General features: G+C 66.9%; 17 protein-coding genes and 1 riboswitch. Of the genes, 3 read left to right on the top strand and 14 right to left on the bottom strand.

The window, feature by feature from the left end:
• Window positions 1-8: 8 nt before the first annotated feature.
• The 7 genes from dapD to rpmH all read right to left on the bottom strand — a co-directional run bounded on the left by dapD (window position 9) and on the right by rpmH (window position 5,263).
• Window positions 9-854, bottom strand: coding sequence for a 2,3,4,5-tetrahydropyridine-2,6-dicarboxylate N-succinyltransferase (gene dapD, locus HLH36_RS05895; protein ID WP_182985527.1), 846 nt, complete (start codon window positions 852-854; stop codon window positions 9-11).
• 127 nt (window positions 855-981) lie between these two features.
• Complete coding sequence (gene argB, locus HLH36_RS05900) at window positions 982-1,911, bottom strand: acetylglutamate kinase (RefSeq protein ID WP_174787987.1); 930 nt, start codon at window positions 1,909-1,911, stop codon at window positions 982-984.
• A 28-nt stretch (window positions 1,912-1,939) separates the two neighbouring features.
• On the bottom strand, window positions 1,940-2,626 hold the full coding sequence (gene yihA, locus HLH36_RS05905; protein WP_182985528.1) for a ribosome biogenesis GTP-binding protein YihA/YsxC: 687 nt from the start codon (window positions 2,624-2,626) through the stop codon (window positions 1,940-1,942).
• A gap of 10 nt (window positions 2,627-2,636) precedes the next feature.
• Window positions 2,637-4,406: a membrane protein insertase YidC gene (yidC, locus tag HLH36_RS05910; protein ID WP_182985529.1), complete on the bottom strand. Its 1,770-nt coding sequence runs from the start codon at window positions 4,404-4,406 to the stop codon at window positions 2,637-2,639.
• A gap of 21 nt (window positions 4,407-4,427) precedes the next feature.
• Window positions 4,428-4,703 (bottom strand): membrane protein insertion efficiency factor YidD, encoded by a 276-nt coding sequence (gene yidD / locus HLH36_RS05915; protein ID WP_182985530.1) that lies wholly within the window; start codon window positions 4,701-4,703, stop codon window positions 4,428-4,430.
• Window positions 4,700-5,050 (bottom strand): ribonuclease P protein component, encoded by a 351-nt coding sequence (gene rnpA / locus HLH36_RS05920; protein WP_182985531.1) that lies wholly within the window; start codon window positions 5,048-5,050, stop codon window positions 4,700-4,702. The genes yidD and rnpA overlap by 4 nt, the downstream gene beginning before the upstream one ends.
• A 78-nt stretch (window positions 5,051-5,128) precedes the next feature.
• Entirely contained in the window at window positions 5,129-5,263 is a 135-nt protein-coding gene (rpmH, locus tag HLH36_RS05925; protein ID WP_182965184.1) for a 50S ribosomal protein L34, read from the bottom strand.
• A 142-nt stretch (window positions 5,264-5,405) separates the two neighbouring features.
• Here rpmH and HLH36_RS05930 point away from each other — a divergent pair, with 142 nt between their 5' ends.
• Entirely contained in the window at window positions 5,406-5,672 is a 267-nt protein-coding gene (locus tag HLH36_RS05930; RefSeq protein WP_182985773.1) for a HAMP domain-containing histidine kinase, read from the top strand.
• A gap of 42 nt (window positions 5,673-5,714) precedes the next feature.
• On the opposite strand, the gene HLH36_RS05935 is transcribed toward HLH36_RS05930, so the two are convergent.
• The 4 genes from HLH36_RS05935 to gcvT form a co-directional block, all read right to left on the bottom strand.
• Entirely contained in the window at window positions 5,715-5,978 is a 264-nt protein-coding gene (locus HLH36_RS05935) for a hypothetical protein (protein WP_246376504.1), read from the bottom strand.
• Between the two features lie 147 nt (window positions 5,979-6,125).
• Window positions 6,126-9,008, bottom strand: coding sequence for an aminomethyl-transferring glycine dehydrogenase (gene gcvP / locus HLH36_RS05940; protein WP_182985532.1), 2,883 nt, complete (start codon window positions 9,006-9,008; stop codon window positions 6,126-6,128).
• A gap of 118 nt (window positions 9,009-9,126) precedes the next feature.
• Entirely contained in the window at window positions 9,127-9,492 is a 366-nt protein-coding gene (gcvH, locus tag HLH36_RS05945; protein WP_182985533.1) for a glycine cleavage system protein GcvH, read from the bottom strand.
• Between the two features lie 50 nt (window positions 9,493-9,542).
• Window positions 9,543-10,676 carry a glycine cleavage system aminomethyltransferase GcvT gene (gene gcvT, locus HLH36_RS05950; protein ID WP_182985534.1) on the bottom strand — a complete coding sequence of 378 codons (1,134 nt, stop codon included), beginning with the start codon at window positions 10,674-10,676 and terminating at the stop codon, window positions 9,543-9,545.
• Window positions 10,677-10,859: 183 nt separating this feature from the next.
• A riboswitch (glycine riboswitch) is annotated at window positions 10,860-10,947 on the bottom strand.
• A gap of 123 nt (window positions 10,948-11,070) precedes the next feature.
• On the opposite strand from gcvT, the gene HLH36_RS05955 reads away from it, so the two are divergent.
• Complete coding sequence (locus HLH36_RS05955; RefSeq protein ID WP_182985535.1) at window positions 11,071-11,376, top strand: putative quinol monooxygenase; 306 nt, start codon at window positions 11,071-11,073, stop codon at window positions 11,374-11,376.
• A gap of 74 nt (window positions 11,377-11,450) precedes the next feature.
• Here the strand turns inward: HLH36_RS05955 and speE are convergent, their stop codons facing one another.
• The 3 genes from speE to uvrA form a co-directional block, all read right to left on the bottom strand.
• The gene (speE, locus tag HLH36_RS05960; RefSeq protein ID WP_182985536.1) at window positions 11,451-12,320 is read right to left on the bottom strand and encodes a polyamine aminopropyltransferase; all 870 of its coding nucleotides are present in this window, start codon (window positions 12,318-12,320) and stop codon (window positions 11,451-11,453) included.
• A gap of 128 nt (window positions 12,321-12,448) precedes the next feature.
• A complete protein-coding gene (gene speD / locus HLH36_RS05965; RefSeq protein WP_182985537.1) occupies window positions 12,449-12,910 on the bottom strand; it encodes an adenosylmethionine decarboxylase in 462 nt (153 codons plus the stop codon).
• A gap of 161 nt (window positions 12,911-13,071) precedes the next feature.
• Entirely contained in the window at window positions 13,072-15,951 is a 2,880-nt protein-coding gene (gene uvrA, locus HLH36_RS05970; protein WP_182985749.1) for an excinuclease ABC subunit UvrA, read from the bottom strand.
• Window positions 15,952-16,283: 332 nt separating this feature from the next.
• On the opposite strand from uvrA, the gene ssb reads away from it, so the two are divergent.
• Window positions 16,284-16,856, top strand: coding sequence for a single-stranded DNA-binding protein (gene ssb, locus HLH36_RS05975; protein ID WP_182985750.1), 573 nt, complete (start codon window positions 16,284-16,286; stop codon window positions 16,854-16,856).
• Window positions 16,857-16,984 lie beyond the last annotated feature (128 nt).

A 16,984-nucleotide genomic window follows, 5' to 3' on the forward strand; every position in this document is an offset into this window, starting at 1 on the left:
CGCGCCGATCAATCGCGCAGCAATTCGTTGATCGAGGTCTTGGCCCGCGTACGCTCATCGACACGCTTGACGATCACGGCACAGGCCAGCGACGGCAGCGGCGCACCATCGGCACCCGCCGGCTGGCGCGGCGGCAGCGTGCCCGGCACCACGACCGAATAGGCCGGAACACGCCCGACAAACACCTCGCCGGTCGCACGGTCCACGATCTTGGTCGACGCACTCAGGAACACCCCCATCGACAGGACGCTCCCACGCTCCACGATCACGCCCTCGGCCACCTCCGAGCGCGCACCGATGAAGCAATCATCCTCGATGATCACCGGGGACGCCTGCAACGGCTCCAGCACGCCGCCAATGCCCACGCCGCCGCTGATATGGCAGTTGCGCCCGATCTGCGCGCAGCTTCCGATCGTCACCCAGGTATCGACCATGGTGCCGCTCTCGACGCGCGCGCCGGCATTGACGAAGCTCGGCATCAGCACGACACCGGGCGCGACATAGGCCGAACGCCGGACGATGGCGCCGGGCACGGCGCGGAACCCGGCCTGTGCGAAGCGCGCCTGGTCCCAGTCGGCGAATTTCAGCGGCACCTTGTCGAAGAACGGCGCGGGGGCCGCCTGCATGACCGCGCTGTCGTTCAGCCGGAACGACAGCAGCACCGCCTTCTTCAGCCATTCATTGACCACCCAGCCGGAATCGGAGGGTGCTGCAACGCGCAGCATGCCGGCATCCAGCCCGGCCAGCGCCTGTTCGACCACCTCGCGGTCGGCACCGGTCGTGGCGGAGGAAAGGGTATCGCGCCGTTCCCACACCGCCTCGATATGGGTCCGAAGGGCGTGTTCGTCGTTCATGTCCTGCAATCCTCTGTCAGCACCGGCCCAGCCGGCGCCCGTTGTCGCCATGTGGCGGGACCATGCGAAGGAAGCCCCCGTCTGTCAACGCATCTTGCGATGCATCGCCATGGGCCCCAAACGCGCCTTATTCGCCGCGAATCAGCGTGCCCGGACCGGCTTCGGTAAACAGTTCCAGCAGGCAGGCATGGGGCACCCGCCCGTCCAGGATCACCGCCGCCTTGGCCCCGGCACGAACCGCTTCCAGGCAGGTTTCGACCTTCGGAATCATTCCGCCGCTGATCATGCCGCTGGCGATGCCGCGCCGCGCCTCCTCGGCCGTCAGTTCCGGGATCAGTTCCCCGTTTTCGTCCAGCACGCCGGGCACGTCGGTCAGCATCAGCAGCCGCGTCGCATGCACCGCACCGGCAATCGCGCCTGCCGCCGTGTCGGCATTGATATTGTAGGTCTCGCCCTTCTCGCCGATGCCGACGGGGGCCACGACCGGAATCAGCCCCGAGCCCGACAGGGCATAGAGCACGCGCGGGTCGATGCGCACCGGTTCACCCACAAAGCCCAGATCCAGCACCTGCTCGATCTGGCTGTCGGCATCGCGCACCGTCCGGCGCAGGCGGCGCGCGGCAATCAACCCGCCATCCTTGCCCGAAATGCCCACGGCCAGCGCCCCGGCCTGGTTGATCAGCCCGGCCACCTGCTTGTTGACCTTGCCCGCCAGCACCATCTCGATCACGTCGACCATCGCCGCATCCGTGACCCGCAGCCCGTCGACGAAGGTCGAGGGAATCTGCAACCGGTTCAGCATCGCGCTGATCTGCGGCCCGCCGCCATGGACGACCACGGGGTTGACCCCCACCAGCTTCAGCAGCGCGATATCGTGCCCGAACGCGTTGGACAGCGAATCGTCGACCATGGCATGGCCGCCATATTTGACCACGATCGTATCGCCGGCATAGCGACGCAGGAACGGCAGCGCCTGGGCCAGCACGGCGGCGCGCTCCTGGGCATCCTTCATGGTCTGGACGATATCGCCCGTAGTCTCGCTTGTCGGTTGGCTCATCGGGTCGTGCCCTGTCTCTCGCTCGTGATCAGGATAAAACCGTTTCGTCCGCCGGCGGCAGGGCCAGGCTGGCCAGTCCGGCACGCAGCTCGGGCATGCCAAGTCCATTCTCGCTGCTGGTCAGCAGGATCTGCGGATAGGCGGCGGGGTGCTGGCGCGCCAGATCGGCCACCTGGGCCCGCTTGGCCTCCAGCGGACCAGGCTTAAGCGCATCGCACTTGGTCAGGACGATCTCGAACGTCACGGCGGCGCGGTCCAGCAGGCTCATGATCTCGCGATCCGACGCCTTGATCTCGATCCGCGCATCCAGCAGCAGGATGACGCGCCGCAGGGTGGGCCGCCCGCGCAGATACGCGAACATCATGCCCTGCCAGTCTTCCTTCACGTCCTTCGCGGCCTTGGCAAAGCCATAGCCCGGCATGTCCACCAGCGTCAGCCGGCCGCCCAGGTCGAAGAAATTGAGCTGCTTGGTCCGCCCCGGCTCGGACGAGGCCCGGGCCAGCGCCTTGCGTCCGGTCAGGGCGTTGATCAGGCTGGACTTGCCGACATTCGACCGCCCGGCAAAGGCGATCTCCGGCGCGCCGGGCGGCGGAAGCTGCTCCAGCTTCTGCGCCCCGAAGAAGAAGTCGCACGGCCCGGCGAACAGCAGCCGGCCCGCTTCGCGCAGGCGCTCCTCTTCCTCGGGCGAAGGCTGCGCGGTCACGAACTCCGACATCAGACCAACCTTATTTCCGCTTGGCCGCTGCCGGCGCGGCAACGGCCTGGCTGGTCGCGCCCTGCGTGCGACGCTGGATCACCATCTGCTGCGCCATCGTCAGCAGGTTGTTCCAGCAATAATAGATCACCAGCCCCGCCGGCTGACGCGCCATGAAGAAGGTGAACAGCACCGGCATCACCTGGAACACGCGCTGCTGCGCGGGGTCCATCGGCGCCGGGTTCAGCTTCTGCTGCAGGAACATCGTCACCCCGAACAGGATCGGCCACACACCCAGTTGCAGGTAGGGCGACAGCCCGGCCGGGTCCCACGGAATCAGGCCGAACAGGGTGAACAGATTGGTCAGGTCCGGAGCGGACAGGTCATGAATCCAGCCGAAGAACGGCGCATGCCGCATCTCGATGGTGATGTACAGATCCTTGTACAGGCTCCAGAACACCGGAATCTGCACCAGCATGGGCAGGCAGCCGCTGGCCGGGTTCACCCCTTCGGTCTTGTACAGGGCCATCATCTGCTGGTTCATCGCCATCTGGTCGTTCTTGTACCGCTCGCGCAGATCCTGCACCTTGGGCTGAAGCTTGCGCATCTTCGCCATGGAGCGGAACTGGCGCGTCGCCAGCGGGAAGAACAGCGCCTTGACCAGCAGCGTAAAGGCCATCAGCGCCAGGCCGAAATTGCCCAGCAGCGTGTTCAGCCAGTCGAGAACATAGAAGATCGGCCGCGTCATGAAGGCAAACCAGCCGAAATCCACCGCCTTCCAGAAATCCGGAATATGCAGGCTGGACTGGTATTGCTCCAGCAGGCTGACTTCCTTGGCGCCGGCAAAGACATGGCTCGCGGTCGACGCGGTCGCCCCCGCACCCACCACGGTCGGCACCTGCGCGATGAAGCCGACCTGATAGACCCCCGCCCCACCATTCGCCTGGTAGCCATAGCTGCCCGTCACCGGCGCGCCCTGCTGGGGCACCACCGCGGTCAGCCAGTATTTGTCGGTAATGCCGGCCCATCCGCCCTGCCCGGCCTTGGTCCAGGACGTATTGCCCGGCGGCGTGGCCCCAGTGCGCAAGCTCTTGTAGCTGCTCTCGTCCAGCCGCCCGTCGATGACCGAAATCGGCCCCTCATGCACCAGGTAGCCGCCGGTTTCCTCGGGCGTATAGGCCCGGCTGACACGGGCGAAGGGATAGAGCGACACCGGCTGCGCCGAATGGTTCACGATCCGCTGCTCGATCGCGAACATGTAATGCGCGTCGATGCCCACGACGATCTGGAAGGTCACGCCCTCGCCATTGTCCCAGGACAGCGTCACCGGATGGTCGGCCGTCAGCTTCGGCGCATCGGCGCTCCACACGGTGGAGGCATCGGGCACGCGCACCTGGCCGCCGGCCAGGTTCATCCAGCCGATCTCGACGTAATTGGGCTGCGGATCGTGCGCGGCTTCCAGGATACGGACCAGCGGACTGCCGGCAGCCACCGTCTCGTGATAGTCGCGCAACACCATGTCATCCAGCCGCGCGCCCAGCAGGTCGATCGACCCGCGCACCGCCGGCGCATCGATCTCCAGCCGCGTTTCCGCCCGCGGAGACGGCACCGAGACCGGCTGGGAACTGACGCCCGCCACGGGCGCCGCGGGACGGGCCGCGTCAGACGGCGGCGTCTGCCGGCTGGTCTGCGCAGCCTGCTGCGCGACCTCCTGATGGGTCTGCTTCGGCATGAAATATTCGAAGCCAACCAGGACCATGGCGGAGAGTAACACCGCCACGATAAAGCGCTTGGTATCCATCGGCGACCGGCCAGACTCTCGTTATCTATGGGAGGAACAGCAGGAGGCCCGCGCGTGCTCCCGGGTGGGCACGGGATCGTATCCGCCGATATTCCACGGATTGCAACGCAAGATCCGCCAACCGGCCAGAAATGCGCCACGCAATGGCCCGTGGCGGCGAATCGCTTCCTGCGCATAATCGCTGCAGGTGGGCACGAAACGACAGTTGGAACCCAGGAGAGGACTGACGAACCGCTGATAGACGCGAATCGCCCCAACCAGCGCCCAGACCGTCGCGGTCCGGAGCCGACGGATCATTCCGCCCCCCGCACGCCGGCCTTGCGCAAGGCCCGACGCAGGTCCTCGACCAGGGCCGTGAAATCGCGGTCCCGCGTCCCGCCCCGGCCGATCACGACCAGATCGACCCCCGCCAGCCCCTGCTCGCGCGTCACCACCCGCACGGCCTCGCGCAGGCGGCGGCGTGTGCGATTGCGAATGACGGCGTTGCCGACTTTCTTCGTTACGGTAAACCCGACCCTCGCCGGGTCGGCATCGTCACGGCCCAATGCCTGAAGCACCAGCCCAGGAGACGGCACCTTCCGTCCCTTGGATGCAACCCGGAGGAATTCGGCACGCTTCTTGAGACGGACGGAACGGTCGGCCACTCTTCGCAGCCCCCTATGCGCGATATCCGGACCCGGATCCCGATGATCGGGGCCCGGAACGCGACAAGACCTGATGGATCAGGCCGAAAGGCGCTTGCGGCCCTTGGCGCGACGGTTGGCGATCACCCGGCGACCGCCGACAGTTTCCATACGGGCGCGGAAGCCGTGACGGCGCTTGCGGACCAGCTTGGACGGTTGATACGTGCGCTTCACGACGCGACTCCCCGATTGACATTAATAAACGCGACGCGGCTAAATCCCACGACGCGCCGGAGCAGCCCGAAGGCCGCCTGACCTGAGGCGCGCCTTATACTTCCCGTTTCCCCGCGCGTCAACGTGCAAGAGAAGAGCCTCCATGCAAGGGCCCGACCCGATTTCGGACGACGATCGTCCCGATCCATCCCCCACCGGCGCGCCTGCGGGCACACCCTCCAATTCGCTCCCCGCTTCCGGGTCGCGCTCCAAGGTTCTGCATGACATACGCGGCCTGCTGTCGCCGGCCCTGCTGTCCGCCGACCGTCTGAGCCTGCACGCGGACCCGAAGGTGCGCGAACTGGCCGAACAGATCATCCGCTCGATCGAACAGGCCGCCCACCGCCTGAAGGACCTGCCTCCAGGCTGATGGCGGCCCAGGCCCGCCAGCCCGGCATGGCCGGGCAGACGCTCAGGGTCTGAACATCGAGAAATACAGGACCCCCATATCGACGAGGAATGCGCCGAGCAGACCGCAGCAGATCAGCCCGACCATCAGCCGGTCACGCGCGTCAATCCACGACGGATCGTCGTGGAGCAGGGCAATCGTGTACCAGGACTCATTCGGCAGGGACCGTTTCGGCCCCGCCACACCGGGATGGAACATGTGCGCCTCCCCCCGGACCATCCCTTCTTCTTTGTCGCGCGTCGCGACGGGTTCGTCCGGTTGCGCCATCACCATGCGCCCTGCCAGGCCCGGCCCCAAGGACGATTCGCGGCCAGTCGCAATCTCTTGAAACAGGACATATCGTCCCCAGCGCCTGCCACACGGCGACCCGGCGCCACATGCATGACACGCCTGGAGACGATACGCCGTGTCAGGTCAGGCCGCGCCCTCCTCGGCATAGGCCGAGATATCGGGGCAGGAGCAGACCAGGTTGCGGTCGCCATAAGCATTGTCCAGCCGGTTGACCGGCGACCAGTATTTGGATTCCGGCACCACATCGCCCGGCAGGCAACCCAGGCGCCGGTCATAGGCCCGATCCCAGTCGGGGTCGGTCAGGTCCCGCACGGTATGCGGCGCATGGCGCAGCGGGCTCTGCTCGGCCGTGATACGGCCCTGCTCGATCTCGCGGATCTCGTCGCGGATCGCGATCATCGCATCGCAGAACCGGTCCAGCTCCACCCGCCCCTCGGACTCGGTGGGTTCGATCATGAAGGTCCCGGCCACGGGGAAGCTGACCGTCGGCGCATGGAATCCATGGTCGATCAGGCGCTTGGCGATATCGTCCACCGTCACTCCCACCGTGTCGCGGATCGGGCGCAGGTCGACGATGCATTCATGCGCCACCCGGCCGTTGGTCCCGCGATACAGAACCGGATAATGGCCGGACAGACGGGCCGCGATATAGTTGGAATTCAGGATCGCGACCTCGGTGGCCCGGCGCAGGCCCGCATCGCCCATCAGCATCATGTAGGTCCAGGAAATCGGCAGCACCGCCGCCGACCCGAACGGCGCGGCCGAAACCGCGTTCACCCCGCCTTCCTGCGGCGCCCCGGGCAGGAACGGCGCCAGATGCGCCCCCACCCCGATCGGTCCCATGCCCGGCCCACCGCCGCCATGCGGAATGCAGAAGGTCTTGTGCAGGTTGAAATGGCTGACATCGGCGCCATAGGCGCCGGGGCGCGACAGCCCGACCTGCGCGTTCATGTTCGCGCCGTCCAGATAGACCTGGCCACCCGCCGCATGCACCAGATCGCAGATCTCGACCACCGTTTCCTCGAACACGCCATGGGTCGAGGGATAGGTGATCATGATCGCCGCCAGACGGCCGGCATTCTGGGCGATCTTCGCCTTCAGGTCCTCGATATCCACATTGCCCTGGTCGTCGCAGGCCACGACGACCACCCGCATGCCCGCCATCTGGGCCGAAGCCGGGTTGGTACCGTGGGCCGAGGCCGGGATCAGGCACACATCGCGCCCTTCATCGCCCCGCGAACGATGATAGGCGCGAATGGCCAGCAGCCCGGCATATTCCCCCTGCGCCCCGGAATTGGGCTGCAGCGACACCGCGTCATAGCCGCTGACCGCCTTCAGCATCCGCTCCAGGTCGCGGAACAGCTCGGCATAGCCCTGCTGCTGCACCTCCGGCGCAAACGGATGGATGTCGCAGAATTCCGGCCAGGTGACCGGCATCATCTCGACCGTGGCATTCAGCTTCATGGTGCACGATCCCAGGGGGATCATCGTGCGGTCCAGCGCCAGGTCGCAGTCCGACAGGCGGCGCAGGTATCGCAGCATGTCGGTCTCGGACCGATGGGCGTGGAAGACCGGATGGGTCATGAAGGTGCCCTGCCGCAGCAGGCCCTGCGGCAGCAGGCTGTCCGGCACCGGCAGAGCCTGCTCCATCGCCGCCAGACGCTGCGCGTCGGGGCAGAAGCAGCGCCACACCGCGCGCACGATCTCCGGCGTCGTGGTCTCGTCCAGGCTGATCCCGACCCGATCCTCATCGATCGCGCGCAGGTTCATGCCGGCATCCTCGGCACGGGCACGGATCAGGACGGACATGCCGCCGGTCGCAACCGTGACGGTGTCGAAGAACGCATCTGTCTCCACCCGCACCGACAGCGCGCGCAGCCCTTCGGCCAGGATCGCCGTCAGGCGATGCACCCGGCGCGCGATCGCCGTCAGCCCCTCGGGGCCGTGATAGACCGCATACATCGCGGAAATGACCGCCGGCAGCACCTGCGCGGTGCAGATGTTCGAGGTCGCCTTTTCGCGCCGGATATGCTGCTCGCGCGTCTGCAGCGCCAGGCGATAGGCGGCCTCGCCCCGGCTGTCGACCGAAACCCCGACCAGGCGGCCGGGCATGTTGCGCTTGTAGGCATCGCGCACGGCCATGTAGGCCGCATGCGGGCCGCCGGCGCCCATCGGCATGCCGTAGCGCTGCATCGAACCCACCGCGATGTCGGCCCCCAGCACCCCCGGCGATTCCAGCACCGTCAGCGCCAGCGGGTCGGCGGCCATCGCCACCACGGCATGCGCGCCATGCAGCGCCTCGATCCACGCACGCGGATCGCGCACCCGGCCCGAAGAACCGGGATACTGGAACAGGGCGCCGAAGACCGCAGCCGGGTCCAGGTCATGCTCGGGGTCGCCGACCACGATCCGCCAGCCCATCGGCTCGGCGCGCGTGCGCAGCACCGCCAGCGTCTGCGGATGACAGTCCGCATCGACGAAGAACCCGTCGGCCTTCGACTTCGCCACCCGGCGCGCCAGGGCCATCGCCTCGGCCGCCGCCGTCGCCTCGTCCAGCAGCGAGGCATTGGCGACATCCAGCCCGGTCAGGTCGCGGACCATGGTCTGGAAGTTCAGCAGCGCCTCCAGCCGGCCCTGGCTGATCTCGGGCTGGTAGGGGGTGTAAGCCGTATACCAGGCCGGGTTTTCCAGCACGTTGCGCTGAATCACGCCCGGCAGCACCGTGCCGTAATAGCCCTGCCCGATCAGCGAGACCATCACCTTGTTGCGGCTGGCAACCGTGCGCAGGCGCGCCAGAGCCTCGGGCTCGGACAGGCCCGCCCCCAACCCCATCTCGCCGCGCAGGCGGATGGAGGCCGGCACCGTCTGTTCCATCAGCGCGTCCAGCGAGCCCGCGCCCACCACCTCCAGCATGGCGGCGACATCCCGCGCCCCCGGCCCCACATGGCGGGCACAGAAGGCATCGGCGGCGGGCTGCGTGCCCTGCCAGAGAGGAGTGGAGGTCACGATCAATATTCTCCGCGACAGGAACAGGAACGGCGTTGAGAGTCTGTTTTGGGAACCGGTCCGCCGAGCGCGCGCGCCGCGCGGAAGAAACGCGCCAACGCGCCGGCAGACCGATTTTTCAGGCGATCAGGGCGGCGTAGGCGTCGGCATCCAGCAGGGCCGCAAGCTGCCCGGCATCGGCGATGCGCAGCTTCAGGATCCAGCCCTCGGCTTCCGGATCGCGGTTGACCAGCGACGGATCGTCCGACAGCGCGGCATTGAAGCCGACGACGGTGCCCGAAACGGGAGCATAGATGTCCGACGCGGCCTTGACCGATTCCACCACGGCGGCGCTGTCACCCTGCGCAACCTCGGTACCCTCGTCCTTCGCCTCGACGAAGACCAGCTCGCCCAGCTCCTCGGCGGCATGGGCGGTGATGCCGACGACCGCGACATCCCCCTCGACGCGCAGCCACTCATGTTCCTTCGTGTAATAAACAGTCATGTTCCGTTCTCCACCCAACAGGTCAGCGTGTGAAATTCAACGTTCGAAGCTCAGCGTTTGAAACCGGGCGCCACGAACGGCAGCGCCGCCACGGTGGCCGGCAGGTAGCGCCCCCGCAGTTCGGCGAACAAAGGCGTGCCCGTCGCCGCGAATGCGGTCTCGACATAGCCCATGGCCACCGGCCCGCCGAAAGTCGGGCCGAACGCGCCGGAGGTCACATGCCCGACCGGCTTCGTGCCCGCATCGTCGGCGAACAGGCGCGCCCCGCCACGCACCGGCGCGCGGCCCTCGACCGCAATGCCGATACGGCGGCGGCTCACACCATCCGCGATCTGCTCCAGGATGATGTCGGCGCCAGGGAAGCCCCCCGCCCGCGCCCCGCCGGTACGGCGGCTTTTCTGGATCGACCATTCCAGCGCGCCCTCGACCGGCGTCGTCCCACGGTCGATATCCGATCCATACAGGCACAGCCCGGCTTCCAGGCGCAGGCTGTCGCGCGCACCCAGCCCCGCCGGCGCCACCTCGGGCTCGGCCAGCAGCGCCTCGGCCACCCGCACCGCGCCATCGGCCGCCATGCCGAGTTCAAACCCGTCCTCGCCGGTATAGCCGGAACGCGAGGCCACGCAGGGCACGCCCGCCACCTCGAACTCCGCCACGTCCATAAAGCGCATGTCGGCCGAAGACGGCGCCAGGCGGGCCAGCACGGCCCCAGCCTGCGGCCCCTGCACCGCAATCAGCGCACGGTCCGGCAGCGGCTCGACAATACAATCCTCGCCCAGGGCGGCGGCGATATGCGCCAGATCCGCGTCCTTGCAGGCCGCATTGACCACCAGGATCAGCGTATCGCCCAGCCGCGAGACCATCAGGTCGTCCAGGATGCCGCCCTTGCCGTCGGTCAGTTGCGTATAACGCTGGCGCCCCGTCTTCAGCGACAGGATATCGGCCGGCACCAGCCGTTCCAGCGCCAGGGCCGCATCCTCGACCCGGCCCGAGCGCGCGTGCAGATGCGCCTGCCCCATATGGGAGACGTCGAACAGACCGGCGGCATTGCGCGTATGCTGGTGCTCGGCCATCACGCCGGCCCGATACTGGACCGGCATCTCATAGCCTGCGAACGGGACCATGCGCCCGCCCAGCGACAGGTGCAGGTCATAGAGCGGCGTGCGCTGCAGCGAATCGCTCATGCCGCCCTCCGGACGCCGGCGGCGCCATGCATGAGGGCGGAAGAAGAGAAAAGAAGGGGAAACGGCCAACGTGACATGAACAGAGCCTCCTGAATCCACAACCGGATCCGAATGCCCCTTCTGTCGGTTTGCCTGAGATCGCTATCCCGTCGGCGGACGCTCGAGGCGCCTCTCTCCAGAAGTCGAAGCCGGGCGGTCCTTTGGCCTGAGAGTTTCCGGGGCGGTTGCTCCTTCGGCGCCGGCTCTCGCCAGTCTCTCCCGCGTCAGCACCCGATGCTTCGCATATGTTCCGTAATCAAGTCAATCATCCCGCACCGCCATCGGGGCTGGATCGACAGCACTCCGCGCCCTACTCTTCGCGGCTGGACAGAATGTGACAAGGAGGCGCGCACCCATGGACGCCACACCGCTGACCGTCATCGCGGAATTCACGACAACCGACGAGAACCGCACGAAATTTCTGGAATTCTGCGCTTATGACGCCGAACGCTCGGTAACGGACGAAGCCGGATGCCACGCCTTCGACGTCCTGCTGCCCGACGACGAGCCGCATACCGTCATCCTGCACGAGGTCTATGCCGACCGCGCGGCATTCGACACCCACCTGACAAGCCCGCATTACGGGGTCTTCGAGAGCGCAGTACGCGATCTCGGCATCCAGACGGTTACGGTACGTTTCCTGGCGATGCACCGCGCCTGAATACGACCGGCGCGGGAGCTTCCCCCGCGCCGGAGGTCTTTAAGGGCTGAGCCCTGGTCATGCCAACCTGACGATTACTTCGATGCCGGCAGATGCTTGGCGATATAAGGCGGCAGGTTGAAGGCGCCGGCATGGATCTCCGGCGTCCAGTAACCGGTGGTGCCCAGAATGCCGGCCTGCTCGGCCCGCGCACGGATCGTCTCGACCGAATGCAGGGCCGGATTGGTCCCCTTGGCCGCCACGCCCAGCGTCATGAAGCCGCCGACATAGGTCGGCACCGCCGCCACATAGGCCGAGACATGCGGGAAGAACTGCGCACGGCGCAGGCTGGTCTCACGCAGTTCGTCAGCCTGCATGAACGGCACGCCGCACTGGTTCACGATGATGCCGTTGGGCGTCAGGATGCGGGCGCAATGCGCATAGAACGCATCGGTGAACAGCACCTCGCCCACCCCGATCGGATCGGTGCTGTCGACGATGATGACATCGACCGAGCCGCTTTCCGCCTTGGCGACGTAATCGATACCGTCACCCACGATCACGTCGGCGCGCGGGTCGTTCCAGGCGTCACCCGCAATGCCCGGCAGGAACTGCTTGGACAGCTCGATCACCGCACCGTCGATCTCGACCATCACGGCGCGCTCGACGCCCCGATGCTGCAGCACGCGGCGCAGCACACCGCCATCGCCGGCACCGATAATCAGCACGCTCCTTGCGTCACCATGGGCCAGCACCGGCACATGCGTCAGCATTTCCTGATAGACGAACTCGTCACCTTCGGTGATCTGGATCACGCCATCGAGCACGAGCACGCGCCCATGCGTCTCGCTTTCGAAAACAACGATATCCTGGAAGGGGCTTTTGGTACGGGCCAGTTCCTTGCGGACACGGAAACGCTGCTGCCAGCCGTCATAGAGTGTCTCGCCGATCCATGCGTCGGTCATTGCCTGTGTCTCCCCGGCACGAAAATGGGCACATAAAAAAAGGCCGGACGAATCCGGCCCTTCAATTCGCGCGCGGCATCATGCCACGCAGGACGGACAGGTGCCGGGCCATGCCGGCACCCTCGCCATCAGGCGACGCGGCCGCGACGCTGCTCGTCCACAACCACCCGGCCCGCCTGGAACAGGCGCTGCATCACCGGGATCGCCAGGTGCGGATCGCACGCGCCGCACATGAAGATGTCGACGGCGGCGAAATTCCGCTCCGGCCACGTGTGGATCGAGATGTGGCTCTCGGCCAGCACCACCACGCCCGACACGCCGCCATTGGGCGTGAAATGGTGGAAATGGCTGTGCAGGATCGTCGCCCCGGCCGTCACCGCCGCTTCGCACAGCGTACGGTCGATCTGCTCCGGATCATCGAGATTCCGAGCTTCCCAGAGATCGACAAGAAGATGCGTCCCCGCAAACTTCATCCCGTCGCGCTCGACGAAGTAATCCTTCCGCTCCTCGTCGACCGAGGACGGAGCTGAAGACATCTGGATATTGCTCGGGAGTTCCGAGACCATCCCCAGCTGAGCAAGTGCGTTCATCACGTACCCCCAAACCAGTAGACAGCCTGTTGGGCGGGATCGCCCCCTTGGGCCAAGAGGGGCCGCTGATAAGACCTTCCCCCTGTCAACGCAAGCGTTTTTACCCCCCGGACACGTTTTTTTTCACCTCTTTCACATAAGTTTCCCAAAGCGGGGAAAACTCAGCCCTTCGCGCGCCGTTTTCGCCCCTTCGACGGCGCCGGCAGAAGCGGGGCCAGGAAGCGGCCGGTATGGCTTTCGGCACAGGCCGCAATCTCCTCGGGCGTGCCCTCGGCGACGATCCGGCCACCGCCATCGCCCCCTTCCGGCCCCATATCCAGCACCCAGTCCGCCGTCTTGATGACGTCCAGATTATGCTCGATCACCAGCACCGTATTCCCCTGGTCCACCAGGGCGTGCAGCACGTCCAGCAGCTTGCGTACATCCTCGGAATGCAGCCCGGTCGTCGGCTCGTCCAGAATATACAGCGTGCGGCCGGTGGCCCGGCGCGCCAGTTCCTTGGACAGTTTCACGCGCTGCGCCTCGCCGCCCGAAAGCGTGGTCGCCTGCTGGCCCAGGGCGACATAACCCAGCCCGACCTGCTGCAGGATGGCCAGCCGGTCGCGGATGCGCGGCACGGCGGAGAAATACGGCAGCGCCTCGTCCACCGTCATCGCCAGCACGTCGGCAATCGACTTGCCGCGGAATTTCACGTCCAGCGTCTCACGATTGTAGCGCGCGCCCTTGCAGGTATCGCAGGTCACGAACATGTCGGGCAGGAAGTGCATCTCGATCTTCAGCACGCCGTCGCCCTGGCAGGCCTCGCACCGCCCGCCCTTGACGTTGAACGAGAACCGGCCGGGCTTGTAGCCCCGCGCCTTGCTCTCCGGCAGTTCGGCGAACCAGTCGCGGATCGGCGCGAACAGGTCGGTATAGGTCGCGGGGTTCGAACGCGGCGTGCGGCCGATCGGCGACTGGTCGATGTCGATGATCTTGTCCAGCAGCTCCAGCCCGGCGATCCGGCGATAGGGCGCCGGATTCTGCCCCGACCCCATCAATTGCCGCGACAGCGCCTTGTACAGCGTGTCGATCACCAGCGTCGACTTGCCCCCGCCCGACACGCCGGTCACGCAGGTAAAGGTCCCCAGCGGAAAGCGCGCGGTCACATCGTGCAGATTATTGCCGCTGGCCCCTTCCAGCACCAGCATGCGCTTGGGGTCCACCGGGCGGCGCTTCTCCGGCACCGCGATCTGTTTGCGGCCCGACAGATAATCCCCCGTCAGGCTCGCCGGATCGGCCGCCACCTGCGCCGGCGTGCCGCTGGCCACCACATGGCCGCCATTGACCCCCGCCCCCGGCCCCATGTCGATCAGCCAGTCGGCGGAACGGATCGCATCCTCGTCATGCTCCACGACGATCAGCGTGTTCCCCAGCCGCTTCAGCCGCTGCAACGTGCCCAGCAGCCGCTCATTGTCGCGCTGGTGCAGCCCGATCGAAGGCTCGTCCAATACATACAGCACGCCCGTCAGGCCCGACCCGATCTGGCTGGCCAGCCGGATCCGCTGGCTTTCCCCCCCCGAAAGCGTGGCCGACCCGCGCGACAGCGTCAGGTAATCCAGGCCCACATCGTCCAGGAAGCGCAGCCGGTCCAGGATCTCGCGCAGGATGCGGCGTGCGATTTCGGCGCGCTGCGGCGTCAGCGTCGCCTCCACGGTGCCGAACCATTCCAGCGCCCGGCGGATCGGCAGGTCCGAGGCCTGGGCGATGGTGCGGTCCGCCACCCGCACCGACAGCGCCTCCGGCCGCAGCCGCGCGCCATGGCAGACATGGCACGGCTTGTCGGACTGGTAGCGTGACAGTTCCTCGCGCACCCACACGCTGTCGGTCTCGGCCATGCGGCGGCGCAGATTGGCCTCCACCCCCTCGAACCGCTTGGTCAGGCTGTAGCTCTTGCGGCCGTCGCGGTACTGGAAAGTCACCTCATCCGCGCCCCCTTCCATGATCACCGCGCGCACCCCTGCCGGCAGGTCTCGCCACGGCGTGTCCATCGCCACACCGTAATGGGCAGCCAGGCTTTCCAGAGTCTGCTGGTAATAGGGGCTCTGCGTATTGCGCCACGGCGCAATGGCCCCCGCCGCCAGCGACAGCGACTCATCCGGCACGATCAGATGCGGGTCGAAGAAGGTCTCGGTCCCGATCCCGTCACAGGCCGGGCACGCTCCCTGCGGCGCATTGAACGAGAACAGCCGGGGCTCGATCTCCTCCAGCGTGAAGCCGCTGACCGGACAGGCAAAGCGCGAGGAAAATACCACATGCGGCGGCGCCTCCGCCCCGTCTCGCACCACCTCCTCGGCATAAACCAGCCCGTCGGACAGGCCCAGCGCGGTCTCGAAACTGTCGGCCAGCCGCGATTCCACGCCCGGCCGCACCACCACGCGGTCCACCACCGCCTCGACCGTATGGCGCAGCTTGCGGTTCAGGTCCGGCACATCGGCGATCTCGTACAGTTCGCCGTCCACCTTCACCCGCGCAAAGCCCTTGCGCTGCAATTCCGCCAGTTCCTTGCGGCATTCGCCCTTGCGGTCCCGCACCACGGGCGCCAGCAGCATCAGCCGGGTCCCCTCGGGCATCGCCATCACCCGATCGACCATCTGGCTGACGGTCTGCGCCTCGATCGGCAGGCCGGTCGCCGGCGAATAGGGCACCCCCGCCCGCGCCCACAGCAGGCGCATGTAATCATGGATCTCGGTAATCGTGCCGACGGTCGAGCGCGGATTTTTCGAGGTCGTCTTCTGCTCGATGGAAATCGCGGGCGACAGGCCCTCGATCGCGTCCACGTCCGGCTTGCCCATCAGCTCCAGGAACTGCCGCGCATAGGCCGACAGGCTCTCGACATAGCGCCGCTGGCCCTCGGCATAGATGGTATCGAACGCCAGCGACGATTTGCCCGAGCCCGACAGGCCGGTCACCACCGTCAGCGCGTCGCGCGGAATCTCGACATCGACATTCTTCAGGTTATGCGCCCGCGCGCCGCGCACCCGGATGACCGGCGCATCCCGCATCCCGATCGATTCTGTCGGCTCGGCCGCGACCGGGCCGGATCGATTCGCCATGATGTCCGCTCTCCGTTCTGCTCCGGCGCGCGCCGGGCTGATTCGTTCATACTCTGTTCTGCCGCGTTCCATCGCCGCCGCCAAGATCCGTCCATTTGAAAAAGCAGCCTCGCCATACCCATGCGGAAAGGGCGCGGTACATGCCGGTATCATCGGGCGCCCATCTGGGTTAGGATCGCGCCTGAGTCCCGTCCCCCACCGCACCGGTCAGGGTGGACGGTTTTTTGATGGGGCGGCGCCCGAATGCGCGGCCCCGGACCGGACAGCGGCAGGGCAGCACTATGGCGGGTAGCGTCAACAAGGTCATCCTCGTGGGCAATCTGGGGAAGGACCCCGAAGTCAGGAACAGCCAGAACGGCGCCAAGATCGTGTCGCTGACACTGGCCACCAGCGACACCTGGAACGACAAGATGTCGGGCGAGCGGCGCGAGAAGACCGAATGGCATCGCGTCGTCATCTTCAACGAGCGTATTGCCGACGTGGCCGAGCGTTTCCTGCGCAAGGGCCGCAAGGTCTACCTGGAAGGCTCGCTCCAGACCCGCAAATGGACCGACCAGTCCGGGCAGGAACGCTACACGACCGAAGTGGTGGTGGACCGTTTCCGTGGCGACCTGGTCCTGCTGGACAGCAACCGCGGCGGCGAATCCGGCGATGATGCCGGCAGCGGCTATGGCGGCGGTGGTTACGGTGGCGGCGGCGGCGGATACGGAGCCCCCTCCGCTCCCCGCCAGATCGGCGGCGCGCGCGGCGGCGCAGGCGGCGGCCATGGCACCCCTGCCGCACCGGCCGGCGGCGGCGGCTGGGATGCCCCCCATGGCGGCGGCAGCGACCTGGACGACGAAATTCCGTTCTAAGGCGGCCCCTTCCCGGCCCCGGCCCCTGTCGGCCCGGGCCGGGGCGCGGTTTTTCCCCGGCCGGCAGTCTATGCTAGGGTGGATGCCTCCACCGGCGCCGGACCCGGACCAGTTCCCGCCATTCGGCG

The organism is Gluconacetobacter aggeris (assembly GCF_014174395.1).
In the GTDB taxonomy this organism is placed as follows: Bacteria; Pseudomonadota; Alphaproteobacteria; order Acetobacterales; family Acetobacteraceae; genus Gluconacetobacter; species Gluconacetobacter aggeris.